Source organism: Fulvivirga ulvae, assembly GCF_021389975.1.
Lineage (GTDB): Bacteria > Bacteroidota > Bacteroidia > Cytophagales > Cyclobacteriaceae > Fulvivirga > Fulvivirga ulvae.
The window spans coordinates 4,594,583-4,620,004 of sequence record NZ_CP089981.1 but is presented as its reverse complement, the minus strand read 5'-3'; the positions used below and the strand labels follow the sequence as shown (position 1 = coordinate 4,620,004).

General features: G+C 42.0%; 22 protein-coding genes. 17 read left to right on the top strand and 5 right to left on the bottom strand.

Annotated features, from left to right (window positions below):
* The first annotated feature begins 89 nt into the window (after window positions 1-89).
* From LVD17_RS19650 to LVD17_RS19590, 13 genes are all read left to right on the top strand, one after another.
* The gene (locus LVD17_RS19650) at window positions 90-2,414 is read left to right on the top strand and encodes a sodium-translocating pyrophosphatase (RefSeq protein WP_233760717.1); all 2,325 of its coding nucleotides are present in this window, start codon (window positions 90-92) and stop codon (window positions 2,412-2,414) included.
* 115 nt (window positions 2,415-2,529) lie between these two features.
* Window positions 2,530-2,961 (top strand): DUF2147 domain-containing protein, encoded by a 432-nt coding sequence (locus LVD17_RS19645; RefSeq protein ID WP_233760716.1) that lies wholly within the window; start codon window positions 2,530-2,532, stop codon window positions 2,959-2,961.
* A gap of 116 nt (window positions 2,962-3,077) precedes the next feature.
* Window positions 3,078-3,617, top strand: a complete 540-nt coding sequence (locus LVD17_RS19640; protein ID WP_233760715.1) for an RNA polymerase sigma factor — start codon at window positions 3,078-3,080, stop codon at window positions 3,615-3,617.
* Window positions 3,618-3,623: 6 nt separating this feature from the next.
* On the top strand, window positions 3,624-4,508 hold the full coding sequence (locus LVD17_RS19635) for an anti-sigma factor family protein (RefSeq protein WP_233760714.1): 885 nt from the start codon (window positions 3,624-3,626) through the stop codon (window positions 4,506-4,508).
* A 371-nt stretch (window positions 4,509-4,879) separates the two neighbouring features.
* On the top strand, window positions 4,880-5,773 hold the full coding sequence (locus LVD17_RS19630) for a cell division protein FtsX (protein WP_233760713.1): 894 nt from the start codon (window positions 4,880-4,882) through the stop codon (window positions 5,771-5,773).
* A 4-nt stretch (window positions 5,774-5,777) separates the two neighbouring features.
* Window positions 5,778-5,990 (top strand): DUF3098 domain-containing protein, encoded by a 213-nt coding sequence (locus tag LVD17_RS19625; protein WP_233760712.1) that lies wholly within the window; start codon window positions 5,778-5,780, stop codon window positions 5,988-5,990.
* The gene (locus tag LVD17_RS19620) at window positions 5,991-6,788 is read left to right on the top strand and encodes an undecaprenyl-diphosphate phosphatase (protein ID WP_233760711.1); all 798 of its coding nucleotides are present in this window, start codon (window positions 5,991-5,993) and stop codon (window positions 6,786-6,788) included. It begins immediately after the preceding gene.
* A complete protein-coding gene (gene truB / locus LVD17_RS19615; RefSeq protein ID WP_233760710.1) occupies window positions 6,789-7,451 on the top strand; it encodes a tRNA pseudouridine(55) synthase TruB in 663 nt (220 codons plus the stop codon). It abuts the gene before it with no gap.
* On the top strand, window positions 7,448-8,377 hold the full coding sequence (locus LVD17_RS19610; protein WP_233760709.1) for a bifunctional riboflavin kinase/FAD synthetase: 930 nt from the start codon (window positions 7,448-7,450) through the stop codon (window positions 8,375-8,377). Before truB ends, LVD17_RS19610 begins: the two co-directional genes overlap by 4 nt.
* Before the next feature lie 29 nt (window positions 8,378-8,406).
* Entirely contained in the window at window positions 8,407-9,108 is a 702-nt protein-coding gene (locus LVD17_RS19605) for a CoA transferase subunit A (RefSeq protein ID WP_233760708.1), read from the top strand.
* Between the two features lie 11 nt (window positions 9,109-9,119).
* Window positions 9,120-9,779: a 3-oxoacid CoA-transferase subunit B gene (locus LVD17_RS19600; RefSeq protein WP_233760707.1), complete on the top strand. Its 660-nt coding sequence runs from the start codon at window positions 9,120-9,122 to the stop codon at window positions 9,777-9,779.
* A gap of 91 nt (window positions 9,780-9,870) precedes the next feature.
* Window positions 9,871-10,209 (top strand): gliding motility protein GldC, encoded by a 339-nt coding sequence (gene gldC / locus LVD17_RS19595; RefSeq protein WP_233760706.1) that lies wholly within the window; start codon window positions 9,871-9,873, stop codon window positions 10,207-10,209.
* 154 nt (window positions 10,210-10,363) lie between these two features.
* Entirely contained in the window at window positions 10,364-13,246 is a 2,883-nt protein-coding gene (locus LVD17_RS19590; RefSeq protein ID WP_233760705.1) for a TonB-dependent receptor, read from the top strand.
* Window positions 13,247-13,836: 590 nt separating this feature from the next.
* On the opposite strand, the gene LVD17_RS19585 is transcribed toward LVD17_RS19590, so the two are convergent.
* Window positions 13,837-14,937 (bottom strand): fasciclin domain-containing protein, encoded by a 1,101-nt coding sequence (locus tag LVD17_RS19585; RefSeq protein WP_233760704.1) that lies wholly within the window; start codon window positions 14,935-14,937, stop codon window positions 13,837-13,839.
* 209 nt (window positions 14,938-15,146) lie between these two features.
* A complete protein-coding gene (locus LVD17_RS19580; RefSeq protein WP_233760703.1) occupies window positions 15,147-16,844 on the bottom strand; it encodes a DUF6909 family protein in 1,698 nt (565 codons plus the stop codon).
* 208 nt (window positions 16,845-17,052) lie between these two features.
* Here LVD17_RS19580 and LVD17_RS19575 point away from each other — a divergent pair, with 208 nt between their 5' ends.
* The 3 genes from LVD17_RS19575 to LVD17_RS19565 all read left to right on the top strand — a co-directional run bounded on the left by LVD17_RS19575 (window position 17,053) and on the right by LVD17_RS19565 (window position 20,924).
* Window positions 17,053-17,865: a DUF1206 domain-containing protein gene (locus tag LVD17_RS19575; RefSeq protein WP_233760702.1), complete on the top strand. Its 813-nt coding sequence runs from the start codon at window positions 17,053-17,055 to the stop codon at window positions 17,863-17,865.
* Window positions 17,866-18,141: 276 nt separating this feature from the next.
* Complete coding sequence (locus LVD17_RS19570; RefSeq protein ID WP_233760701.1) at window positions 18,142-19,530, top strand: M16 family metallopeptidase; 1,389 nt, start codon at window positions 18,142-18,144, stop codon at window positions 19,528-19,530.
* Between the two features lie 5 nt (window positions 19,531-19,535).
* Window positions 19,536-20,924 (top strand): M16 family metallopeptidase, encoded by a 1,389-nt coding sequence (locus LVD17_RS19565; RefSeq protein WP_233760700.1) that lies wholly within the window; start codon window positions 19,536-19,538, stop codon window positions 20,922-20,924.
* A 314-nt stretch (window positions 20,925-21,238) separates the two neighbouring features.
* Here the strand turns inward: LVD17_RS19565 and LVD17_RS19560 are convergent, their stop codons facing one another.
* The 3 genes from LVD17_RS19560 to LVD17_RS19550 all read right to left on the bottom strand — a co-directional run bounded on the left by LVD17_RS19560 (window position 21,239) and on the right by LVD17_RS19550 (window position 24,572).
* Window positions 21,239-23,167: an AAA domain-containing protein gene (locus LVD17_RS19560; RefSeq protein ID WP_233760699.1), complete on the bottom strand. Its 1,929-nt coding sequence runs from the start codon at window positions 23,165-23,167 to the stop codon at window positions 21,239-21,241.
* Between the two features lie 118 nt (window positions 23,168-23,285).
* Window positions 23,286-23,969, bottom strand: a complete 684-nt coding sequence (locus LVD17_RS19555) for a hypothetical protein (protein WP_233760698.1) — start codon at window positions 23,967-23,969, stop codon at window positions 23,286-23,288.
* 33 nt (window positions 23,970-24,002) lie between these two features.
* On the bottom strand, window positions 24,003-24,572 hold the full coding sequence (locus tag LVD17_RS19550; protein ID WP_233760697.1) for a porin family protein: 570 nt from the start codon (window positions 24,570-24,572) through the stop codon (window positions 24,003-24,005).
* 267 nt (window positions 24,573-24,839) lie between these two features.
* Here LVD17_RS19550 and LVD17_RS19545 point away from each other — a divergent pair, with 267 nt between their 5' ends.
* Window positions 24,840-25,421 carry a YceI family protein gene (locus LVD17_RS19545; protein WP_233760696.1) on the top strand — a complete coding sequence of 194 codons (582 nt, stop codon included), beginning with the start codon at window positions 24,840-24,842 and terminating at the stop codon, window positions 25,419-25,421.
* Window position 25,422: the final 1 nt, after the last annotated feature.

The following is a 25,422-nucleotide window of genomic DNA, read 5'->3' as shown; positions in this document are numbered from 1 at the left end:
TTCTATCTTTGCGCAGGTTTTACAAAGGGGGCTTTTCGCCCTTTTTAATTTTAAAGACAATAATAATAACTAAACCATATTAAGTAAAAATGAATAACGTCATTTACGTAGTTCCCCTGCTAGGGCTTTTAGGGCTCATTGTTATGGCAGTAAAATCCGCCTGGGTTAAGAAACAGGATGCCGGAGATGAAAAAATGCAAGTTCTTGCCAACCACATTAAAGAAGGAGCATTGGCATTCTTAAATGCAGAATACAAAGTTCTAACTATTTTCGTAATAGTTGCCGGCATATTGCTGGGTGTCATTTCTGCTTTCGTTGCCACAACGCACTGGTTTATTATCATCGCATTTGTAATAGGAGCATTCTTTTCTGCCCTCGCAGGAAACATCGGAATGCGTATAGCCACTGCTGCCAACGTAAGAACTACTCAGGCTGCCAGAACCAGCCTTCCGCAGGCTCTTAAAGTATCTTTCACCGGAGGAACCGTAATGGGACTTGGTGTAGCCGGACTTGCGGTATTTGGCCTTAGTGTGCTGTTTACAATTCTTTTTATGTGGTTTATGGGCGGAGAGTGGACTGCCAATGGTGTGCATGACATGACCATCGTACTGGAAGCACTCGCCGGTTTTTCCCTGGGTGCTGAGTCAATAGCGCTTTTTGCACGTGTTGGTGGAGGTATTTACACCAAGGCAGCAGATGTAGGAGCTGACCTTGTGGGTAAAGTAGAAGCAGGGATCCCTGAAGATGACCCAAGAAACCCTGCTACAATCGCTGATAACGTAGGGGATAACGTAGGTGACGTTGCTGGTATGGGTGCTGACCTTTTTGGGTCTTACGTAGCCACGGTATTAGCTTCAATGGTACTGGGTAACTATGTGATCCGTGATATGGGCGGTTCGATCACTGACGAATTCGGAGGTATAGGACCAATTCTTCTTCCTTTGGTAATTGCCGGTCTCGGTATTGTATTTTCTATCATCGGAACATTCTTTATTAAAATAAGTGATAATAACGCCAAAGAACCACAGGTACAAGGTGCCCTTAACCGAGGAAACTGGAGCTCGATCATCCTTACTGGTATTGCAGCTTTCTTTATTATAGACTGGATGCTTCCTTCAGTAATGCAAATGAATTTCTTCGGTCAGGGCCTGATCAATGTTACCTCAATGGATGTATTTTATGCCGTACTGGTGGGTCTTGCCGTAGGTGGCCTGATCTCTTACTTTACTGAGTACTACACCGGCCTTGGCAAAAAGCCCGTCCTTGATATTGTTCAAAAATCTGCCACTGGTGCCGCCACTAATATTATTGCCGGTTTAGCTACAGGTATGATCTCTACCTTCGCACCCATACTTTTATTTGCCGGTGCTATCTGGGGCGCATACGAGTTCGCCGGTTTCTACGGTGTGGCTATTGCCGCTTCAGCTATGATGGCAACCACTGCCATGCAATTGGCTATCGATGCCTTCGGCCCTATTGCTGACAACGCCGGTGGTATAGCCGAAATGAGCGAGCTTCCTAAAGATGTAAGAGAAAAGACGGATATCCTTGATTCGGTAGGCAACACTACCGCTGCCATAGGTAAAGGCTTTGCCATCGCCTCTGCAGCTTTAACCGCACTGGCTCTATTTGCAGCCTATGTAACATTTACAGGTATCAACGGTATCAACATTTTTAAAGCTGATGTGCTCGCTGCCCTGTTTATTGGTGGTATGATACCCGTGGTATTCTCCGCTCTTGCCATGAATTCAGTAGGTAAAGCTGCTATGGAAATGGTGAAAGAAGTGAGAAGACAGTTCAAGGAAATACCAGGCATCATGGAAGGTACCGGTAAGCCTGAATATGGTAAATGTGTTGACATTTCTACAAAAGCTGCCCTTAAAGAAATGATGTTACCCGGTGCTATCACCATTATTACTCCAATCCTTGTAGGCTTTATTATGGGACCTGAAGCTTTGGGAAGTTACATGGCAGGTGTGGCTGTTTCCGGTGTGCTTTGGGCTATCTTCCAGAACAATGCCGGCGGAGCATGGGATAATGCCAAGAAGTCTTTTGAAGCTGGTGTCGAAATAGATGGAGAAATGACTTTCAAAGGATCTGACGCGCATAAAGCAGCTGTAACAGGGGATACCGTTGGTGACCCGTTTAAGGACACCTCTGGCCCTTCAATGAACATTCTTATTAAGCTTACATGCCTGGTAGGTTTGGTTATTGCTCCTATCCTTGGAGAGGTTTACAATAACGTAGAACATGCTCAGACCGAGGAAGTAAAAACTGAAATATTAACAACTATTCAGGAAGAAGAGGCTACAACCACGACTGTAAGTGCTACAAGCGAAACTGAAGTAGAATCTACCTCTGAGACTGTAATAAAAGAAGAAGTTAAAACCGAAGGCCAAGAGGCCAAGGAATAAAACCTATTCTTTATATGATATTTGAAAGCTCCGCAAAAACGGAGCTTTTTTTTGTTTTCATTCAAATGAATATATTTGATTTATACAACTATCTATTTTGAACTAAAATATACTTATGAAATTATATATATGGATCTGCCTCTTATTGCCCTCATATGCAATGGCACAAGGCACCAATAGCATAACAGGAAAATGGAAAACCATTGACGATGAGACCGGTGAGGCCAAGTCTGTTGTTAAAATTTACGAAAAAGAGGGAAAGTATTACGGTAAGATTGTTAAGCTCTTCAGAGCTCCCGGAGAGGATCCTGATCCAATATGCGAAGATTGCCCGGAAGATGACTCCAGATACAAGGAAAAAATAATTGGTATGGAGATCATCAAAGATCTAAAAAAGGATGGAGAAGAATATATTGAAGGCACTGTATTAAAACCTGATGAAGGAAGAATATATAAATGCAAATTATGGCTGGACAATAATAAATTAAAAGTTCGTGGATATTGGGGTTTTTTGTACCGCACCCAAACATGGATTAGAACTGAGTAAAGCACTTTTTTTCGTAAATTATCCAGCCATTCGTCGTTTCAACGGATATTTTTTATATCCATCTGGCGGTGAGGGTTACCTACAATATATTACTTGTATAAAACAGCAGAGCTCAAATGAAGGACAAGGAAATTTTTGAAAAAATATGCCGGGGCGACGAAAAGAGTTTAGAATATCTATATAAAAAATACTATCGGATGATGACCAAGTTGGTGATCTCCAATAGCGGAACAGAGCAGGAGGCAAAAGATATTTATCAGGACGCTTTAGTTGTGTTTTGGCAAAAGGCCACCAGTGGCAACCTGGTCCTAACCTCCAAGATCAGTACTTATCTCTACAGTATCTGTCAGAACCTGTGGAGAAAAGAACTGGACAGGAAAAAGCGCCTGACCAATGAAGAAAAAGACGGTGTTGAATACACTGACATTGATTCAAAGGAGCGCGCAAAGATTATACATAAATGTATCAGTGATTTAGGTGATACATGTAAAAAAGTGTTGATGTACTATTATTTTGACGGGTTATCGATGCAGGATATAGCAGATAAGCTAGGCTTTGCAAACACTAATACCGCCAAAACAAAGAAATATAAGTGTAAAAAGAAACTTGATGACTTAGTCAAATCTCTGTACTCAGAGAGCGACTTTCTTGACTAAATGAGTATGAGCAATTTAGAATTAATTGATGCTTACTTCGGCAACGAATTGACTGAAGCAGAAATGCAGGCATTTGAAAAGCGTCTTCAGCAAGAACCCGAACTTACTAAAGAGTTTGAGTTCCAAAAAGACATTGTGGACGCTATTAAAACAGAACGTGCTGCCGAACTTAAGGCAATGCTGGATAAGGTTCCTGTTGGAGGCGGAACCAGTGGCACCTTCACTATGGGCAAAATCTTATCTACCGCTGCTGTTGTTGGAATGGCAGTTCTGGGTATATACTATTTCTGGCCTGCGGAAGAAGCCCCTGTTGAGACCACACCTAAAACAGATGTGACCACCACTCCTGCTGAGGATAACCAGCCCGAAGAGATCAAACCAGCAATAGAAGAGGAAGAACCTCTTGTCGCAAAAAATAAAGAGGAGCATAAAAAGCCAACACAGCACGCCACCGAAAAAGTAATTGAAGGTGAAGCGGAGACTGACAAGAAAAGTCCTACTATTGCTAAACCTGAAATCAACAAACCGGACCCTGTTCCAACATTTGACACTCAGGATGACCTAAACGACAGCCTTGAAGCGCCGGGTGGGAACCTCATCACAAAACCGGATGAAGATCATTCAACTTTAGATGTAGAGATAGACAATACTCACAAAAACTTTTCGTTCCATTACCAGTTCAAAAGTGGCAAACTTTACCTGTATGGTTCTTTTGACAAAGGTCTTTATGAGATATTGGAGATTAATAGTAAAGCCGGTAAAACATTATTCCTTTACTATAAGGATAAGTTTTATCCCTTAAGAACTAATCAATTTAAAATAGTGCCTCTGGAGCCTGTCAAAGAATCTACGCTTATTGAAAAGCTGGAGAAGGCAAGAGAAGAAGGTTAAAGGTTAGTTGATAACTTTTGTGTTAAAGCCCCTGTTTTGGTACCGCCTTTCAAACCAGGGGCTTTTCATTTTTACGGCTTTGCGTTTAGGTTTCCTGAAATCAGTAGCCCTGTCCTATCGCCGTATACTGATTTGTCCCTGCTTTGCTGCTTGTTATTAACAAGTCTACATCGAACAAAGAATTTAAAATATTAATGCCTCCCCGGAAATTCAGCTTCACCCCTTAGTCAGCAGCCCACAAAGTCGCTCACCGTTCCCCTGCGCCTTCTCTGCCGCGATAAGCCGGAAGCCCGGCACTTTCGACTTTATTTTCATCCTTAAGGTTTAAAACTTAGCTAACAATTGCTAAATTTGGCTGAACTCAAAACCTCGTGGAAAAAGAATCTGTAAGAAAAAAGAAGAAACTCGGAAGCTATCCTTATGTAAGTGTAATTTTCAGCATTACGCTGGCACTTTTTGTAATAGGACTCTTTGGTTTACTCCTTTTGCATACCACCAAACTCACCCAGCTAATTCGGGAAAATATTGAAATCCAGGTGTACCTTGACAAAGGCATAACGGACAACCAAAGGATACAGATCCAAAAAACACTGTCTTCAAAAGATTACGCTGCAGAAAAAAATGATGAAGTTCAGATCAGCTATGTTTCCAAAGAAGAGGCGGCCAAAGAATTTATTGAAGAGACCGGTGAAGACTTTACCAATTTTTTAGGTGAAAACCCGCTTAGGGATGCATATATTCTGCGAATTGCTCCTGAGTTTCACGATAGCGAAAAGTTAAAGACCATCAAGGAAGAGATTGAAAAAATTAACGGTGTTTTTGAAGTTGTTTATGTAGAAAGCCTGGTGGATTCTATCAATGATAATATGACTAAGATAAGCGTTTTCCTGCTTGGTTTTGCAGCTATACTTTTAATAGCTGTAGTTATACTTATCAATAACACGATTAAACTGGCCCTCTTCTCTCAAAGATTCCTGATCAGAAGTATGCAGCTCGTTGGCGCAAAAGCATCATTTATTCAGAAGCCATTCTTATACAGAGCATCTATGCATGGAGCCCTGGCAGGTGTACTGGCATCAGCAGGATTATACGCATTAATGAATTTTGCCAATAGAAAAATCCAGGATCTGGAAACACTTCAGGAGACTGACAAAATATTGGTTTTATTTGCGGCGTTATTGGTTGTGGGAGTGCTAATAGGCTTTAGCAGCACATTCAGGGCCATTAATAAATATCTGAAATTGTCGTTAGACGAATTATATTAGACCTATGAACAAAAATAACAATATGCCCTTTGGGAGAAAGAATTACATGTTGATGCTTGCCGGTCTGGCAGTATTGGTACTTGGTTTTGTTATTATGAGCCTTGACTCCAATCCTTTCGGGTTTGGCTTTCTTGGCCTTACCTTGGGGCCCCTCATTGTTTTCATTGGATTTATTATTGAGATATTTGCCCTTCTCCACCATCCTAAAGAAAAATAAATGAGTCTTTTTGAGGCAATAATCCTTGGTATCATCCAGGGATTAACAGAGTTTCTACCTGTTAGCAGTAGCGGGCATATCGAAATTGGCTCCTACTTCCTTGGTGTTCAAAGTAGTGATAATCTTCTGTTCTCCATTATTGTACATGCAGCCACTGCACTGAGTACCATTGTAGTGTTCAGACAAACCATTTGGGAGATCATCAGGGATCTTTTCAAATTCCAATGGAATGAATCAACACAGTTTGCCGCCAAAATTGTACTGAGCATGATCCCCGTAGGAATAGTAGGTGTATTGTTTGAAGACAAAATTGAAGCCTTGTTTGGCGGAAACATTGTTTTTGTAGCGTGTATGCTGCTGATAACAGGTACTCTATTGACTATTACCTACTATACCAAAGACAAGGATAATAAAGTGACGTTTGTAAAAGCACTTATTATAGGAATTGCCCAAACTATTGCTATCCTCCCCGGAATTTCCAGATCAGGAGCTACTATTGCAACCGCCCTTTACCTGGGGGTAGAAAAAAATAAGGCCACGAGGTTTTCTTTCCTTATGGTGCTCCCTCCTATTCTTGGAGCTGCTTTATTAAAAACACTCGAATTTGCCGAAGCTCCGGAACTGGCAACAGGAAACATTTCCGGACTGACCTTGGCGGCCGGCTTTATTTCAGCTTTTATTGCAGGCTTACTGGCGTGCCAGTGGATGATAGCCATTGTAAGAAGAGGAAAATTAATCTATTTCGCCATATATTGTTTTATTATTGCATCGGCCGTTCTAATAGCACAACTTTTCTAAATGACATCACAACAGCCAGAAGGAAGCGTAATTTTAGTTGACAAACCCCTGGAGTGGACATCGTTTGATGTAGTGAACAAACTGCGCTACGCATTAAAGATCAAAAAAATAGGCCATGCCGGTACACTTGATCCTTTGGCCACAGGCCTGTTGATCCTATGCACAGGCAAAATGACCAAACAGATAGATACATATCAGGCGCAGGAAAAAGAGTATACAGGCAAAATGATTGTAGGTAAAACCACACCTTCCTTTGACCTGGAAACTGAGATTGATAGCGAAACTGATATCAGCCACCTGACCGATGAAATGGTTTATAAACTAACGGCTCAGTTCACTGGCGTTATCAGTCAGACCCCTCCTGCTTTTTCAGCAATAAAGGTAAAAGGCAAAAGGGCCTATGAGAGTGCCAGAAAGGGTGAAGAAGTAAAACTCAAATCCCGCGATGTTGAAATATCTCTTTTTGAGATTACTGATATCAGCTTTCCTGAGGTGTCCTTTAAAGTAGTCTGTTCTAAAGGCACCTATATAAGAAGCCTGGCCAGGGATTTTGGAGAAGCTCTTGGCGTTGGCGCTTATCTGTCCGAACTTAGAAGAACGAGGATCGGAAACTATACTGTGGAAGAAGCAAAGACCATTGAAGAGCTTACAACCAAAACATGAACATCTATCATGGCATAGAGGATTTTAAACGTCTGGATTACGCAGTGGTAACCAGCGGTACTTTTGACGGCGTACATGTTGGTCATCAGAAAATCCTTAGCAGGCTAAAAGAAATTGCCAGAAAAAATAACGGAGAAACAGTACTTATTACCTTTTGGCCTCACCCCCGGCTGGTGTTATTCCCTGAACAAACAGACCTGAAGCTCCTTAATACTTTTGAAGAAAAAGCGGACCTCCTCAGGGAGCAGGGCATTAACCACTTGCTTAGAATACCATTTACCAAAGAATTTTCAAAGCTGACTTCAGAGGAATTTATAAGAAAAATCTTAGTAAACACTATAGGAACCAAAAAACTTGTAATTGGCTATGATCATCGCTTTGGAAAAAACCGTGAAGGAAGCTTTGAACACCTCAAGGAAAACTCCTCTGTTTATGGTTTCGATGTCGAGGAGATTTCAAGACAGGATATTGATCATGTGGGTGTAAGTTCTACTAAAATAAGAACAGCCCTACAGGAAGGTGATGTAACCACAAGCACTGAGCTCCTCGGCAGGCCATATAGCATTAGCGGCCGTGTAGTAAAGGGCGAAAAAATAGGGAGAATTCTAGGCTTCCCAACAGCTAATATTGAAGTAGACTCACAGCACAAACTCATCCCCGCCGACGGCTCATATGCCGTAAAGGTGCATCATAGAAGTCAGGTACTTCAGGGAATGTTGAATATAGGCTTCCGGCCAACCGTTAATGGTAAAACGAAAACGATTGAAGCCCACATTTTCAATTTTAATGAAGATATTTACGGCGAGACCATAAGTATTGATTTCATCAAACGCATACGGGACGAGATCAAATTCAATGACGTTGAAGAACTCAAAAAGCAATTGGCGTCAGACAAATCTTTGGCAATTAAAATATTAAATGAGTAAATTTTAGTTCATAATTAAAACCCCAGGTTATGATTAATAAGGTTATAAGCGGCGCTGATGAAGCCGTAAAAGACATTAAGGATAACGCTGTGCTGATGCTGGGAGGCTTTGGCTTATGCGGTATCCCCGAAAATTGTATTAGTGCATTATTAAAAACAGGTGTAAAGGGCCTGACCTGTATTTCCAATAATGCCGGTGTTGATGACTTCGGGATTGGCCTGATGTTAAAGACCCGTCAGGTAAAAAAAATGATATCTTCCTATGTAGGTGAAAACGCCGAATTCGAAAGGCAACTGCTTGCCGGAGAGCTGGAAGTCGATCTCCTGCCGCAAGGTACCCTGGCGGAGCGCATAAGAGCAGGCGGAGCGGGTATCCCTGCATTTTTCACCCCGGCAGGATATGGCACAGAGGTAGCCGAAGGCAAAGAGGTAAGGGAGTTTCATGGCAAAAAATACCTGATGGAAGAATGGTTACAGGCAGATTTCGCTTTGGTAAAAGCATGGAAGGGTGATACTGCCGGCAACCTCGTATACAAAGGTACTGCCCGAAACTTTAACCCTATGATGGCAGCTGCAGGGAAAATAACTATTGCAGAAGTGGAAGAGCTGGTACCCGCAGGTAAGCTGGATCCGAATGAGATCCATACGCCAGGTATTTATGTTCAAAGGATCTTTGAAGGTAAAGACTATGAAAAGCGAATTGAACAAAGAACTGTAACTCCCAGAAACTAACCCCTAAAACCATGGCACTAGATAAAATAGGAATAGCAAAAAGAATAGCACAGGAAGTTAAAGACGGATCATATATAAACCTTGGTATAGGTATACCTACATTGGTAGCCAACTACATCCCCGATGATATTGAGGTGGTACTCCAATCGGAAAACGGACTACTTGGTATAGGCAGGTTTCCTCACGAAGAGCAGGTAGATGCCGACCTGATCAATGCCGGCAAACAAACCGTTACGATGTTACCGGGTTCATCGTTGTTCAATTCATCAGAAAGCTTTGCCATGATCCGTGGTGGCCATGTCCACCTGACGATACTTGGCGCTATGGAAGTATCTGAAAATGGCGACATTGCCAACTGGAAAATACCTGGCAAAATGGTCAAGGGCATGGGAGGCGCGATGGACCTCGTGGCGTCTGCGGAGAACATTATTGTAGCTATGCAACACAAAAGCCGCTCTGGCGAATCAAAGCTATTGAAAGAGTGTTCATTGCCAATTACCGGGATTAATTGTGTAAAAAAGATCGTAACGGATCTTGCTGTACTGGAAGTTATGCCACAGGGGGGCTTCAAACTTCTGGAAAGAGCTCCAGGCGTATCTGTCGATGAAATCAAAGAAGCTACGGCTGGTAAATTAGTGGTAGAAGGCGATATCCCGGAAATGAAAATCTAGGCATTCGGCAATCGGCTAACAGTAAGCAGAGAAGAGTTGCAGAGAAGAGTGAATGGTAAATAGTAAATTGAATAAGCAAGAAACAATAACAATGAAAAAATCAGAAATAAATTTTACTGTAGAGTTAGATAACGACAATATTCCGGAAAAAATAACCTGGAATGCAACGGAAAAGCCAGATGGAAATCTTTCTGAAACGAAATCCATCACTGTTTCGCTTTGGGACCATGAGCAAATGAATACCATGCGTATTGACCTGTGGACTAAAGAAATGCCGGTTGACCAGATGAAAAGGTTTTATGTAGATTGTCTTGGTGGTATGGCACAAACCATACTCAATAGCACGGGAGATGAGTTTATGTCAAATCAAATGAATGATCTGTGCGAAAAACTGGCCGAATATTTAAGAAAAGAAGCTGAAGGTCAGTAATAAACCGCTCATAGGCTTTCTGCAACCGATTCCGAAAAAAAGGTATGCATGCTTACTATTTAAAATAAAATCTCGTACATTGAGCATATTTTAAACAAATTTATTGCTATTTAAAGTAAACCAAAGTAATTATTCTGTTATTAACCTCGAAACTATGAAGAAATTTTTTACTAAAACTCTAGTGGTTTCCTTCCTGCTGTTTTTTAGTTTGAGCATACAAGCAAACGCTCAAACCGCCATCTCAGGCAAAGTGGTGGAGGAAGGAACGGGAGAGCCTCTGGCCGGTGTCAACATTATTGTGAAAGGAAAAGTAATTGGTACCATAACCAATGCAAATGGAGAATTTAATCTACAGGTTAATGACACTCCCCCGTTAATATTGGTATTTTCATTTATTGGCTTTGAATCCAAGGAGATCCAAATTACCAATGCCAGCACCTCAGGGCTTGAAGTATCGTTGGCAGAACAAACCATGCTTGGCCAGGAAGTGGTAATTTCAGCTTCAAGGGTTGAAGAAAGCATACTTGAATCCCCGGTATCCATCGAAAAAATGGATATCCTTGCGGTTCAAAACACAGCATCCGATGATTATTACAAAGGAATAGCCAACCTTAAAGGTGTTGATGTGGCTTCCAGTAGTATTAACTTCCAAATTATAAATGCCCGTGGTTTTGCCTCTACCGGTAATACCCGTTTCGTGCAGCTCACTGATGGTATGGATACCCAGGCTCCCGCCCTGAACTTCCCTATCGGTAACCTCAATGGCCCCTCTGAGCTTGATGTGGAAAGCGTTGAGCTAATCCCCGGAGCTGCCTCTGCTCTTTACGGACCAAACGCTTTTAACGGTATATTACTGGTAAATAGTAAAAGTCCGTTTGAGTACCAGGGAGCAAGTGCAATGGCTAAAATAGGTGTAAACCATGTGGGATCAGAAGCAGATCAGGATGCCTCGCCAATGTATAATGTTGCAGTAAGATATGCCAAAGCTTACAATAACAAGTTTGCTTTCAAGGTTAACTTCGCCTATTCCCGTGCAGATGACTGGCATGGAACAAGTACATTTGACAGAAATGCTAACCTGACCCCTGAAGGCTTCCCTTTCAACCCGGGACCGGATCGCTTGCATTACATGGGAGACGAAGCATCACTAAACATGAACATCCTGAGATTCAGTGCAACTACACCTGGTAACGTAGGATGGCAAACTCTCGCGTCTTCCGGAGCTGGTTTCTATTCTTCCGGTCAGACCGCGTGGTTAATGGCTCAAAGTGGTTTCCTTCCAAACCATGTAGTTTCTGCACCAAGCTACAGAGAAGAGAATGTTGTAGACTATGGAGCAGAAAATATTAAAGGAAACGTGGGTTTATTCTACAGGCTAACCGATAAACTTGAACTGAGTTACCTGTACAATGGTGGATTTGGTACCAGTGTGTACACAGGGGCTCAACGTTATTCACTGGCCAATTTCGAAATTCAGCAGCATCGATTACAGTTAAGAAGTGACAACTTCTTTGTAAGAGCATATACCACAAGGGAAAAATCAGGTGACTCTTACATTGCCGAATTCCTGGGTAAAAAAATCAATGACGTACGCTTTGGAGGTGACGTTTCCAACTACCTGACTCAATACCCTCTGTACTATTTAGAGTATCTTTACAACCAAGGTTACCGTAAAGAGGATGATCCGAACAGTGTAACGCTTCAGCAGCAAATAGCCGCGCATGAATATGCAAGAGATATTATGCTCAATCAATTATATCCATTGGATGAGAATTCAGAAAGGTTTACTGAAATCAAAGAAGGCCAGATTAACGGCGTTGTACCGTTCGGCCCCAAGTTTGACGATGCTTCTAACCTGTACCATATAGAAGGTCAGTATGATTTCAAAAATGAAATTGATTTTATGGAATTACAGGCCGGTGGAAGTTATCGCATGTTTTCACTCAATTCAAACGGAACAATTTTCGACGACGAGGGCGGCCTGACCATCAAAGAATATGGAGCTTACGTACAGGCAAGCAAAAGGGTAATTGACAATTTGAAGTTAACAGGATCATTAAGATATGATAAAAATGAAAACTTTGACGGACAGTTTAACCCAAGAATTTCCGGTGTATTAACCATTGCTGAAAACCATAACATTCGTGCCTCATTCCAGACCGGTTTCAGAATTCCTACTACACAAGGACAATACATAGACCTGGATATCTTAACAGCCAGACTTTTGGGAGGTTTGCCTGAATCAGCGGAAAAGTATAACATCACTGAAAATGCATATACAAGAGAGTCGGTTACTGCTTATACTTCGAGGATATTTGCAACCGGTACCAGCCCTACTGATGAAGCGAACATAGCTCTGCTTGTCCCTTTTACAGAGTTTGACCCTGTAAAACCAGAACAGGTAAAATCTTTTGAGATTGGTTATAAGAGTTTGATTGCAAACAAGCTGATGATTGACCTTGCGTATTACTACAACATTTACAACGACTTCATCACTCAGATACAAGTGAGAAAAGCGAGTGCAGATGTTGCGACTAATCCGGCCGCAGGAGCTTCTTTGCTAAACGGAACGTCAGCCAACACTTTCCAGATCTACACTAATTTTGACCAGGAAGTTAGCTCTCAGGGTGCTGCATTAGGCTTAACATATAATTTACCTAGCAACTTTACCTTAAATGGTAACTATACCTGGAGCAAATTGAATGATGAAATCGACAATGGTCTGTCTGAGTTTAACACTCCTGAGCATAAATTTAACATTAGTTTTGCCAACCGTAAGCTAACAGATAAGCTTGGTTTTAACATTACTTACAGATGGCAGGAAGCGTTTGAGTGGGAGTCTTCTTTTGCTCAGGGACCTGTACCGTCTTACAGCACTCTCGATGCACAGGTAAGCTACAAACTTAAAGATCTAAAGTCTATTGTTAAGTTAGGTGGGTCAAACGTACTGAATGACTATTACATCCAAAGTTTGGGTGGACCAAACATAGGTGGTATTTACTACATCTCAGTTACTTTTGATGAGTTAATGAACTAAACTAAACAGCAAAGAAATGTTTGGAAGGTGCCTCAAAAGGGCACCTTCTTTATTTATATCAAAGTGGAAAGTTTTCCCTAAACACCTCACAAAATATCCAAGTGCTTGATTTATTGCGGTTCCCGTCTAAAATCCCTCTCCTACCCCTTCTATGCACAATCTTTATCATTGGTTTAGAATTGGTTTAGAATTATAATGAACAGAACTAAATTGCGGCTTTACTAAACTTTTGAAAGTTTGGTAAAGCCTGGCTTATGAGAAGCATTGGCAGCAGGTAGTGGCTCAAACTGAAATATCTCACCGAAAGGTGGCTGTCGGAGGACAAACCACCGGGTGGGAGTTGCTCTATAGCACCGGAAATAGATTATATCTTCAAAGCAGTAATAATTCCAGCCTTTCAGGCCTTTTGACCAGATACATGCCATACAAAAGGCTCCACCTTTTGCTGATAGACAGCCCTTTTAGGGCTGGAGGTGAACTTATAGAGTATGGTATTTAAGGAAAATCCCATCGAAGCAAATGTTCAAAAAAAAGCCGCCTTGAAAACAAGTTTCAAGACGGCCTTTATATGGATCAAATAATATCTGGTATTACATAGGAGGAGCTAAAACTCCGGCAATAACATGAAGTTTACCATTAGCGCCTTCAAAAGCATCAAGAAGAGCTACCTCAGCGTCGAAGTTTGAGAAGGTTCCACTATCTCCCAAATCAACATCTCCATTGCTATCAATGTAAATTCCTACACCATTATCAGCTGGTATAATAGAAGTATTATTAAATATTTGTAATGTCGCACCTACTTTAGTAGTAAATGTTGCTCCTGTTGTAAGTTCGTCTTCATCAACAGTTACATTGTCATCACCTGCATTTCCATCATCAGCAACAAAGTGATTGCTAAGGATGCCATACCACTGCTGAGCAGTGTATGCTGCTAATACAACAGCAGGGTCTGAATTAATAGCTGCAAAAGTCTCATTGGTAGGAGCAAATAAAGTGTACTCAGTATCTCCTGTCAGGTATGAAGTAATTGTTGGCAGTGAGTTATCAGCAGCGTAAGTATCAGCTTTAGCAACAGCAGAAGCTAAAGTAGTGAAGTTAGCGCTTAATAAAACAGCCTGAGATAATTTACCAAGGTTTACACCAATTGAGGCATAAATTGTAGGTGGTATAAGAATAGTCTCTACTTTATGCATGATACCGTTGGTTGCTCTGATATTTGCCTCAGTGAAAAGTACTTCTTCATCAGAACCACCAGTGGTGATATTCCCGTTTGCATCCGCCACAACGCTCTCTCCCTGCTCAGTAACCACAGATGAACCGGTAAGCTCAGCCTGAGTTTTTGCGCCTTGAGCAAAATGGAACATTAATACCTGAGATACTATTTGCGGAGCTACTGTTTCTAAACCAGTGCCTAACAAAGTTTCCAGTTTTGCAAATGCTGCATCATTTGGAGCGAAGAAAGTATATTCTGTATTTCCTTCCAGCATGGCTTTCAGATCGGCATCAGCGTCTATATAAGATTTTATCTGAGTAAGGTCACTTTCTGCAGACATGGTTTCGTATAAGTTCAATGTTGGCGCAGGTTCTCCACCATCATCGTCATCACCACATCCGGTAAGCACAAACATCACGGCAACCATAGCTAACGCCGTAAGACGCTTCATTAAAGTTGTAAGGTTGAATTTTTTCATAAAGATTTTTTAGTTTATTAGTTTCAAACGATTTCAGAACATCAATTTAAACAAATTTATTATTCTAAAGTTATTTTTGAGTTAAAAAATTATGCATGCAGAGGATATTTTCATTGCCCGCTTGCAGTTTTTTTAACTGCTCATATTTCAACGACACGAGGGTTCTCTATATTATCTCATCCAGGATGAACTGCTTTCATCTCCTTTAATCATCTTTTTTCATAGCCGGAATGACTATTCAAAATCCTTTTCAGAATTGCAGAGGTGATCAGATACGTAGGCTTCACTCCTTCTATACCCAGACTTCCTGAAGCCAAAGTACTTCCTGTCATTAAAGGGTTATCCGATGCGTAGTAGGCATAGCGTACTTTTACCTTTTCACTCACGCTCTTTCTGATCATGGCGGCAGATTGTATGGCTTTTTGGTAATGCGCTCCTTCCATCTCCAGTCCAACGGCATTCCAGGTTGACGTCAGGAAGTGGTTGAGTACATCACGGTTTTGCAGGGATGTACCTAAAACGGTGATCATGGTCCCTTCATAAGTAGCCATCTTACCTTTGAATTCGCTCAGGTCAAAGTCGTTTTCAATGGGGTAATTATCGGCAGTACCTTCAAACACGTGTGCCGTGGGGATCATGATATCGCTCTTGTTTCCGGTCAGTATACCTGCTTTTCCCATAATAGAAACAGACTGGATATTCATGTCATAAATATCATTACCTTCTTCATAAGGCTTCAGAAGCTCGTCCATACATTCAAAAGCCTGCTCCCCAAAAGCATAGTCCATAACTACAAGTACGGGGGCCTCCCCCATTGCTCCATTCGGTCTGATATTTTCCGGCAGATGGTTAAAGTCAAACTTATCCAGGTTAAATATCTGTACCGACAGGTTGGTCCCCGACTGGTCTTCTATTTCATGCAGGCCATTCTCCAGGGCATACTGCCTGATCTTCTCACGCATTTCCCCGTTTTGCTCTTTGCTGGTTTGCGTAGCCAGCTCCTCCAGGGTGCTGAACCCCTCATCTTTCAAAGCCCTGAAACCATAAATAGCATTGAGAAAGCTATGCATATTGGCGCTGATGATATGTATTGGCCTTTCTGCCAGTTGCTTGTTATGTATGTATGATTTGATCTTTCTGGCCCATTTTTCACCGTAAATATGGTGGCCGATAATTTCCCTTAGCTTAGATGAGAAGGTGATTTCTTTATCCTTGCCTTCCATAGCTTCTTCGATGGCCGTGCGTCCCAGCCAGTACACGATATGGTAAAGGCTGTTTTTATTTTTCCCTTTCTTGAATTTATCTATAGCAGCATAGGTTTCCTTAATTGTTCTACCTAAAAAGTTGCTGAGATACACCGCGGCCTTTTTTTCATCAAAAGGCTCATTCTGCTCTTCCAGCTTTACTATTTCTTCCAGGCGGTACCAGTCATCTATGATTTGTCCTTTTTGATCAAGACTGTGGTTTTTGATCTTTTCACCCTCAATAAATAAAAAGGTAAGGTGAGTCAGAATATCGTAAATGTCACTTCGCCCCCGTGTCATTTCAATATACATTCTGTTTTCATCGATCCTGAAACAGTTTCTTCTTCGCTTGATCGGGATCATCACAGGGTGCCCGGCCTCCTCAAAGCCTTCTCTTGCCACCAGCTTGACGAACCGGCATTCTTCTATGCCATTAGGCAACCTTTCGATAACATACAGCAGACCGTCAAGCTCTACCTTACCCGGATCGGCTACAGTTCCATATATCTCAGGCCTGAGGGTAAGCAGAGCTTCTATCAATGACCTTCCTGAAACGCCCATTGGCTTATAACTCCCTCTTATAAGCAGGTGCCTCATGGTTATATACAAGCGCTCAATAGCGGCTCTCGATTCTCTTGTTCTCTGTTTTGAAGTATCTATCATTCCATTTTTTGATTGTAAGTCTAAAACTAAGGATTTACTGCCTATCCTGAAAAAGGGAAGGCAAATATAACATCGTAGAAATAAACCGGACCAGCGTGGTATTATTTACACGGTATACATCCTTGCAATGTTTAACAAAAGCCCGCAGAGGTAACGGCATTATTTTTCCTGTTAGCAAAACAGATTATTGTAATTAAAAACATCCATTATGAATACATATACAACAGGAAATGATAACTGGAAAGAACGGGCCGGAAGAGTGGGGCATGTTGCAAAAGGAGTAGTTTATGGTGTGGCCGGTATACTAACTTTACTGGCAGCCTTCAACATGGGCGGACAAAAGGCTGGAAAAGTACAGGTGATAGAGTTTTTACAAAAACAACCTTTTGGGAATGTTTTGCTGATACTTATAGCCATCGGGCTGGCCTGCTATGCCTTCTGGCGTTTTGTACAGTCTATTCAGGATCCTCAGGGTGAAGGGACAGATAGTAAAGGCAAGATAAAACGTACCGGATACTTCATAAGTGGCGTGTTGTACCTGGCCCTGGGCGTATACTCCGTATTACAAATTTCCGGAGGTAGCGGTTCATCAGGCCAATCCGGACAAGGGCTAGTTGGTTCTTTACTGCAAAGCAAAATTGGTGTACTTATAGTAATACTTATTGCAATAGCGCTATTTGCAAAGGCAATATATCAGTTTTACAGGGTTTATAAAGGAGGCTTTACCCAAAACCTGCGCCCGGTGGAAATACCATATAGTAAAGCCGAGTCTATCATCAAAAATGCCGGATATGCTGGTTTTATTGCCCGTGGTATTCTGATAGGTATTGTTGGTTACTTCTTTCTCCAGGCAGCATTACAGTCTAATCCCGGAAGTATCCAGGGGTCTTCCGGAGCGTTTTCATTCATCCAGCAATCTACCAGTGGCCCGTGGCTGATGGCTCTGATTGCTGCAGGATTAGTATGCTACGGCGTGTTTATGCTCGTTGTAGCTCGCTATAAAAGCTTTTATGCCAGATAAACTCCATCCCGCCGATGAAGAGTATTCTGCCATATAAATTTGCACTAATTCCTTTACTATTGGCTCTCTTCTTCGGTGGGTCTAAATTCCCCCGACAATATTATATTCAGCGCCTGCCATTTATAGCCCACTCATGCCGTTCTTCATTTAATTCTTATCATATCAGGGATATTGAAATTTCTAATGTAACTTTTGTTATCTATTTTATTCCATATCTCATAATTGAGATGATAGGATTTAACACGAATGCATGAACATTTAACTAAAATTTCTTTTATGAAAAAAGGATATCTGAATTTAATACTGCTGCTAATGGTCCTGGCATCCTGCTCCCAGGTTACAGAGGTTCAGGAGGTGGAGGATGACACCGCGGCTGAGTTTACTGTACCGGTAGAATACTACAAGCTGGACAACGGGCTTAAAGTTATTTTATCGCCGGATAAAACCGCGCCCACAGCCATTGTTGCTGTTTATTATAACATAGGCTTCAGAATAGAGCCACGTGACAGAACAGGGTTTGCCCACCTTTTTGAACATATGATGTTCCAGGGGTCCAAAAACTTAGGAAAAATGGAGTTCATTAAGCTTGTTCAACAAAATGGTGGTGTACTCAATGGTTCCACCCGCTTTGATTTCACCAATTATTTCGAAATTGTACCTTCTCATAAACTTGAAACCATGCTTTGGGCAGAGGCAGACAGAATGAAGGGGCTAGACATAACCCAGGAAAACCTCACCAACCAGCAGGGGGTAGTAAAAAATGAGGTAAAGGTAAATGTACTAAACCAACCCTATGGAGGCTTTCCATGGCTGGACATGCCTCAATATGCCAATGAGAACTGGTATAATGCCCACAATTTCTATGGTGACCTGGAAGATCTGGACGCAGCCAACCTGGAAGATGTACAGAAGTTTTTTGACACCTACTATGCTCCTAATAATGCCTCTCTGGCGGTAGTTGGCGATTTTAAACCCGAAGAGGTTAAAAAATGGATTGAAAAATACTTTGCCCCTATCCCTTCTGCCGAAATACCTGCTCTGCCGGATATCTCTGAGCCCAGGCAAACCGAAGAAAAGAAATTCACAAAGGATGACCCGCTGGCCAATAAACCGGCCATCGCTATCGCGTACAAAATGCCTGAAAAAAATACCCCGGAATACTATGCTATGGGATTACTCGATCAGATATTGGTTCAGGGTGATAATAGTTTGCTGACCCGCAAACTGGTTAAAGATAAGGGTTACACATCAAACGTAAATGGCGGCATCAATTACCTGGGCAATATGTTTAATTACAACGGCCCTATGCTGTGGATGTTTAATCTGACGTACGACAATCACACTCCTCAGGATTCCATTATGACCTCTGTTGATCAGGTTATCAGTGATGTAACCAATGGTGTGACTCAGGAAATGATCGATCAGGCCATAGTAAAGATGAGGTCACAACTATACGACAACATCGGTGGGTTCTTTGGGTTGGGACGTGCGGATCTGCTGGCATCTTTTGCTCTTTTCGAAGATAACCCAGCAAAAATCAACCAGTTGGAAGGTGAGTTTAAAAAAGTAACTCCGGAGCTGATAAAAAAAACGGCTGATGAATACCTGAGAAGTACCAACAGAACCATTTTAACCGTCAACCCTTTGGCTAAAACTGAAAATTAAGTGCTATGAAAACAATAGGAATATATATTACCGGATTACTATTACTTAGTTTTACCGCTTTTACTCAGGATAAGGAGACACCACCTCCAGGAGGACAACCCAAGGATTTTACGCTACCTGAAAGGCAAACTGTAAAGCTTGACAACGGGTTGGAGCTGATTATGATCCCCTATGGCGCCGTACCTAAAGCTACTATCAACATAACCGTTAAAACCGGTAACATCCATGAGGGCGAGGCAGAAGTTTGGCTTGCCGACCTTGTGGGTGATCTTATGGAAGAGGGCAGCACGGGTATGACTTCAAAAGAAATCGCCGATAAAATGGCCGGCATGGGGGGCAACCTCAATATTGGTGTAGGCGCTCATACTACCTCTCTATCATCTTCAGTGCTCTATGAGTTTACCCCAGAAGCGATAAAGGTAATGGCTGGCGTTTTGCAAAATCCAAAGTTTCCGGAAAGTGAAATAGACAGATTGAAAAATGACATGAAAAGGCAGTTAAGCGTTACACTATCACGCCCACAGCCCAAGGCAAGTCAGGCCTTTTATGCCCAACTGTACCCCGATCATTCTTACGGAAGGCTCTACCCCTCCGAAGATATGATCAGCAGCTTTAATGTTGAAATGATCAGAAAACATTATAACGAAAATTTTGGAGCAAGGCGCACCACCGTTTACGTAGCAGGTAAATTTAATGCTTCTGCCGTAGAGAAGGCAGTAAGAGAGGCTTTTGGCAAGTGGAAAGAAGGCCCTGCACCACAATACATCCCCGCCACCCCCAGCCAGGATGGCCAGATAACCATTCTGGACAGGCCAGACGCTCCGCAATCCACTATTATGCTCGGATTACCGGTACCTGACCCTTCCAGTGCAGACTACATAGCCCTTGACGTAATGAATTCGCTGCTGGGCGGATCGTTTGGATCCAGGATCACCAGCAACATTCGTGAAGACAAAGGATATACGTATTCGCCAGCCAGCAATATTAGCGACAGGTATAAATCGGCCATTTGGTATGAGCAGGCTGACGTTACTACGGAATTTACAGGACCTTCACTACAGGAAATAACCAAAGAAATAGACCGGCTGCAAAAAGAAGCGCCCTCTCAGGAAGAATTGAAAGGTATTCAAAATTATGAAGCAGGAGTATTTGTTTTACAAAACTCCACTCCTTCCGGTATTATCGGGCAACTCGTTTATCTCGATGTATATGATCTTGATGAGTCGTTCCTGACCAACAAAGTACAGAATATTTATGCTGTAACCCCTGAAAAAATCCGGGAAATGGCCCAAAAGTATATAAGGCCAGAGGGCATGACACTGGTAATTGTGGGAGATAAAAAAGTAATAGAACAGCAGATCAAAGATTACGAAAAGTCGATCAAGGATTATTGATCGCAATTATGATCAGGCTTCCGAAGTATTTGAAAGCTTCGGAAGCCTGACTTCATTGTGCTTCAACTTTTGCTGGTGGAGAAACGCCAATGGCAAGATCATTGCCTTAATAACACCCCTGCTCACTTCTACGATAACATTACAGCTAAACCAATAATGTTAGTAAATACCAATATTAATAATATGATTAAAAGGTGTGGTGTTTTAATTCTTGTAAGTATCATATTCTCTGGTAAACAACACACCTCATTGTAAACACCTGCGACTGATATTTTTTTAAAAACCTTGCCCGACCAGAAAAAAGATATGCCTCATCAGTACATCAATTCAAAAGCACTCCTGTAAGCCCCAATTTCATTGACATAATCCAGAAAAGCCGCATAAAACTCATTCTGGCCTATTGTGGCACTGTCGCCGATAATTACGAGTTTCTTTTTGGCCCTGGTAATTGCCACATTCATCCTTCTGGTATTGGCCAGAAAACCAATTTCACCCTTTTCATTGGAGCGCACCAATGATATATATATGATATCCCGCTCCTGTCCCTGAAATGAGTCCACCGTATTTACACCCAGCTTTTCCTGAATGTGCCCCTCGAGGGTTCCCGGCTGCATCATCAGATCCTGAAGCAGGGAAACCTGCGCTTTGTAGGGAGCTATAACGCCTATATCTTCCACCTCATTCCATTTACCGAGTGCTTCTACCTGCTCTATGTAGTCTTTAAAATGCTTTAATAGCAATTGTGCCTCCTCCTTGTTGAATGAGCTTCTGGTTTCCTGATCGACTTCTTCAAAGTAACCGCATCCGACTGTGTCTATAAACTCTACTGACAGGTCATCGGGGAATACTTTCCAGTGAGCCACCGCCTCATTGGCTGTCAATTGATTTTTATAAAATATACGACTTGAGAAGTTCATGATGGCCTCATTCATCCGGTATTGCTCCTTCAGCATTACGTCAGCCTTGTTGCCCTTGATGACCTTTTCAAAAAGCGTTACTTCCAATCCGTTACGGGCAGCTTCCAGCGACCTGATGGTTGGAGGCAACTGGCAATGATCACCGGCAAAGATCACCCGCTCTGACCGGATAATGGGAATCCATGAAGCCGGCTCGAGGGCCTGAGCCGCCTCATCAATAAATACTGTTTCGAACACCATCCCTTTAAGCACCTGGTTACTTGCACCAACCATTGTACAGGCAATTACCTGCGACCTGGCTATGATGTCTCCCATGATGAAAAACTCCAGATGCTCTGCTTCATGGCGAAGTTCACGGGCCTCTGCCAGCAACCGCCTTCGCTGCTCACGTTCCGAGTGCCCAAAGTTTCTTTTGTACTTCTGCCCCATAGTCTTATACTCTTCAGCCTGCCTGCGAAGGGATTTTAGCGTTTTATAGTCAGGATGGCGTGTGATGCGGGCATCCAGCGTTTTACTCAGGGTTTCTTCCGTTACACGGGCAGGATGCCCGATTCTCAGCACATTAATTCCCTGCTCACCCAGCCGATCGGCCAACAGATCTACTGCGGCATTACTTGGGGCACATACCAGCGTTTGTGTTTCAGATTTCAGCGTTTCCAGTATAGCTTGTATCAGTGTAGTGGTCTTACCCGTACCCGGAGGGCCATGGATAATGGCTACATCAGATGCACTCAGCACTTTATTCAGGGCATCGTTCTGGCTGTTATTTAAACCTGCCACTTTTACCGGGTTCCTGCTTTCAAACCGGGCTTCGCTGTCACCTAGAAGTATTTTCTTAAGCTCAACAAGGCGCTCATCTTTGGTTTTGATCAGGTGTTTAACAGCCTTTTCCATCTCCCTGTAGGCATTTTCATCAAAAAGCAACTGTACACCTAACTGTCCGTCGTGTATCCAGTCCGGAATATCATTATTGTTTAGCGTAACGAGCATCTCCTGCTTGCTTACATAGTTTACCACACCATTCACCGCATCGCGAGATTCTTCATTGCTATAGGCATTGGAAAACAGGCTTACCAGCTTGCCGGATTGAAAAAGGTGGGAATCGGTATGTTCGGGCGGACGAGACACTTTAACGAGCAGGCGATCACCACTATCAAATTTTGTTTTTTCCAGGTTTACCGGATACCAGCATACACCCTGCTTACGACGCTCGCTAAGCGAGGTTCCTATCATTTTACGTTTATACTGGAGCAGGTCTTCCTCCTTTTCCTGTGCCAACAGAACCAGCAGCTGCTTTAACCCTTCCTGAATATCCTTTCCGGCCATAAAAACTTTGTTAAATGGCAAAGGTAAGAGATTTTCATCAAGTTGTACCAGCAGGAATCAGTGGAGGCTACAGTAAGGCCGGCATTATAAAACAGTACACGACAAGGCTGTGCTAAATTCATTTGCGCCCTTTCTGCAACAACTTGAACTGACTGCCCTCCATTACCAGAATGGCCTGGAGTATTTCTGCACCGATCTTCGACTCAATAATAAAGAATGCATGCTGATCGTCGTTTACAAAAGCTTTAATGGTAACGAAATTAAATTTCTCTTTTGGGTATTTGTACCTGTAATATTGCTCCTTGCTGAGCGATTCTGTTATCCACGGAGCATAAGGCTCCATATCAACAAGGTCCATGACCATAACTTTATAATCTTTCAATTGAAGGACCAGCCCCTCCTTTAAAATATCAAGTCGTATGGCTGGCTCATGTATATTCAGATACCGTTCCGGGTATAGATATTTGACTTTCTTATTAAGCAGAAACCGGGGATAATTAAATTCTGTATTTCTATATTCCGTTTTAGTCCAATCCCCCTCAGTGGATTGGTCAATGTATGTGGATGCATGGGTACATATCCTTGTATTCACCTTGCCGGTTGCAAGTGCCCTTTCCATCACAAAGGTAGAGTCAGCAAACTTATAGTAACTACCGGTAGGGTATCTCACAGTTTTTATGGAATAATAGTAAGTGCTGTTGTAGCCTATAAGTGTTTCATTTTCTATGATGCCATCTCCGGGAGTGGCGTGGACATTCTGTGGTTGAAAAAAATAAAGGAGCACCATGCAAGTGCTCCTCATTATATTTATATGGTTAATCAACCTGATCATTTACTAAAACAATATACCAAGATATATTTGGGTTACCTGGTTGGTTACTTTGATATCTCCGGAATCGTCGAAATCATCTACGTTCATCATTCCTAAATTATATCGCGCACCAAATAACATATTTTCTCCTGCTTTAAATTCGCATCCAAAAGAAAGTGAAATGTCCACCTCTTTATAATAATCTTTTACGCTTGTACCGTTTATCTTGTTACTGCTAACCAGCATACCCAACTGGGGTCCCGCATACATGGAAAATACCGGGGCAGGAGTATACTTAATAAGAATAGGAACATTAACGTAGCCTAGTTTTTCTTCAACATTCCCTAATGGAGTTGAAAGCTTGTTTCCCTGCATGGAGAAAAGTATTTCCGGTTGCACCGATACAGCAGATGAACCTTCAGGAAAAAATACAAAACCAACATGGAAGGATGTGAGAGGATCACCTTTTACGGACTCGTTGCCTGCGGAATAATGCAGATTAGCAATATTAAGCCCCCCTTTTAATCCGGTTCTTGTTTGTGAATAGCACGAGAGTGAAGCTACAAGAGCAGCCAAAAATAGAATGTGTTTCATTTTTTCATTTTAGTTAAAAGGGCAAAGAAGCATGTTTAAACTCATAAATCATGCACAAAAGCTTACCTTTTTAACATAGCCCACTAAATTAATTTAAATAGTTATTCGTAAAATTCAAAAAAGACAATTTCAAACCCTCCATAGATTAACAGTCGTCCCCAACAAGCTGACTACAAACAGCTTTTATACTGAGATACATCATGTTTTACGAAGGCAGCGAGCTATAGCTTTGTTTCAGAATTTAAAACGAATCAAAAAGGTACTGTTATGAAATTTCTCAATAAATATCTGTACATCATAATCCCGTCGCTGATTATAAGTATAGGGGTAAAAGGCCAGGCAACCTATAAGTTGTCTACTGTTGAAAAACTTGAAGTAGCAGGAACATCAACTTTACATGACTGGACAATGCCAACGGAAACCGCTGAAGGAACTGCCATCATGGAGGTAGACAACAGCACGCTTAAGGATATTTCCAGCCTAACTGTATCCATGAAAGCGGAGACGCTGAAAAGTGGCAAGTCAGGCATGGACGACAATGCTTACAAGGCATTAAAAACAAAAAAACATCCAGAAATAACTTTTAACCTGAAACAAATAAAAAGCATTGCCAAAAAAAGTGACTATTACCTGGTTGATGCCTCGGGCACATTTACCATTGCCGGAGAATCCAGAACAGTCAACGTTGAAGCCAAGGCCTACACTACGGCATCCACTGTAAAACTCGTCGGCAACAAAGACCTGAAATTAACAGACTTTAACATTGATCCTCCTACAGCGCTTTTGGGCACTGTCAAAACAGGAAATGAGATCACTATAAGCTTTAACCTTATATTCAAAACTAAATAAT

What these genes read in the sequence shown, in the direction of transcription:
- LVD17_RS19600 (WP_233760707.1), top strand. Translation starts at nt 9,120, where the DNA reads ATGGCACTAGATAAAATAGGAATAGCAAAAAGAATAGCACAGGAAGTT.
- truB (WP_233760710.1), top strand. Translation starts at nt 6,789, where the DNA reads ATGACATCACAACAGCCAGAAGGAAGCGTAATTTTAGTTGACAAACCC.
- LVD17_RS19580 (WP_233760703.1), bottom strand. Translation starts at nt 16,844, where the DNA reads ATGATAGATACTTCAAAACAGAGAACAAGAGAATCGAGAGCCGCTATT.
- LVD17_RS19570 (WP_233760701.1), top strand. Translation starts at nt 18,142, where the DNA reads ATGAAAAAAGGATATCTGAATTTAATACTGCTGCTAATGGTCCTGGCA.
- LVD17_RS19550 (WP_233760697.1), bottom strand. Translation starts at nt 24,572, where the DNA reads ATGAAACACATTCTATTTTTGGCTGCTCTTGTAGCTTCACTCTCGTGC.
- gldC (WP_233760706.1), top strand. Translation starts at nt 9,871, where the DNA reads ATGAAAAAATCAGAAATAAATTTTACTGTAGAGTTAGATAACGACAAT.
- LVD17_RS19590 (WP_233760705.1), top strand. Translation starts at nt 10,364, where the DNA reads ATGAAGAAATTTTTTACTAAAACTCTAGTGGTTTCCTTCCTGCTGTTT.
- LVD17_RS19585 (WP_233760704.1), bottom strand. Translation starts at nt 14,937, where the DNA reads ATGAAAAAATTCAACCTTACAACTTTAATGAAGCGTCTTACGGCGTTA.
- LVD17_RS19560 (WP_233760699.1), bottom strand. Translation starts at nt 23,167, where the DNA reads ATGGCCGGAAAGGATATTCAGGAAGGGTTAAAGCAGCTGCTGGTTCTG.
- LVD17_RS19635 (WP_233760714.1), top strand. Translation starts at nt 3,624, where the DNA reads ATGAGCAATTTAGAATTAATTGATGCTTACTTCGGCAACGAATTGACT.
- LVD17_RS19645 (WP_233760716.1), top strand. Translation starts at nt 2,530, where the DNA reads ATGAAATTATATATATGGATCTGCCTCTTATTGCCCTCATATGCAATG.
- LVD17_RS19605 (WP_233760708.1), top strand. Translation starts at nt 8,407, where the DNA reads ATGATTAATAAGGTTATAAGCGGCGCTGATGAAGCCGTAAAAGACATT.
- LVD17_RS19575 (WP_233760702.1), top strand. Translation starts at nt 17,053, where the DNA reads ATGAATACATATACAACAGGAAATGATAACTGGAAAGAACGGGCCGGA.
- LVD17_RS19625 (WP_233760712.1), top strand. Translation starts at nt 5,778, where the DNA reads ATGAACAAAAATAACAATATGCCCTTTGGGAGAAAGAATTACATGTTG.
- LVD17_RS19545 (WP_233760696.1), top strand. Translation starts at nt 24,840, where the DNA reads ATGAAATTTCTCAATAAATATCTGTACATCATAATCCCGTCGCTGATT.
- LVD17_RS19640 (WP_233760715.1), top strand. Translation starts at nt 3,078, where the DNA reads ATGAAGGACAAGGAAATTTTTGAAAAAATATGCCGGGGCGACGAAAAG.
- LVD17_RS19650 (WP_233760717.1), top strand. Translation starts at nt 90, where the DNA reads ATGAATAACGTCATTTACGTAGTTCCCCTGCTAGGGCTTTTAGGGCTC.
- LVD17_RS19555 (WP_233760698.1), bottom strand. Translation starts at nt 23,969, where the DNA reads ATGAGGAGCACTTGCATGGTGCTCCTTTATTTTTTTCAACCACAGAAT.
- LVD17_RS19610 (WP_233760709.1), top strand. Translation starts at nt 7,448, where the DNA reads ATGAACATCTATCATGGCATAGAGGATTTTAAACGTCTGGATTACGCA.
- LVD17_RS19620 (WP_233760711.1), top strand. Translation starts at nt 5,991, where the DNA reads ATGAGTCTTTTTGAGGCAATAATCCTTGGTATCATCCAGGGATTAACA.
- LVD17_RS19565 (WP_233760700.1), top strand. Translation starts at nt 19,536, where the DNA reads ATGAAAACAATAGGAATATATATTACCGGATTACTATTACTTAGTTTT.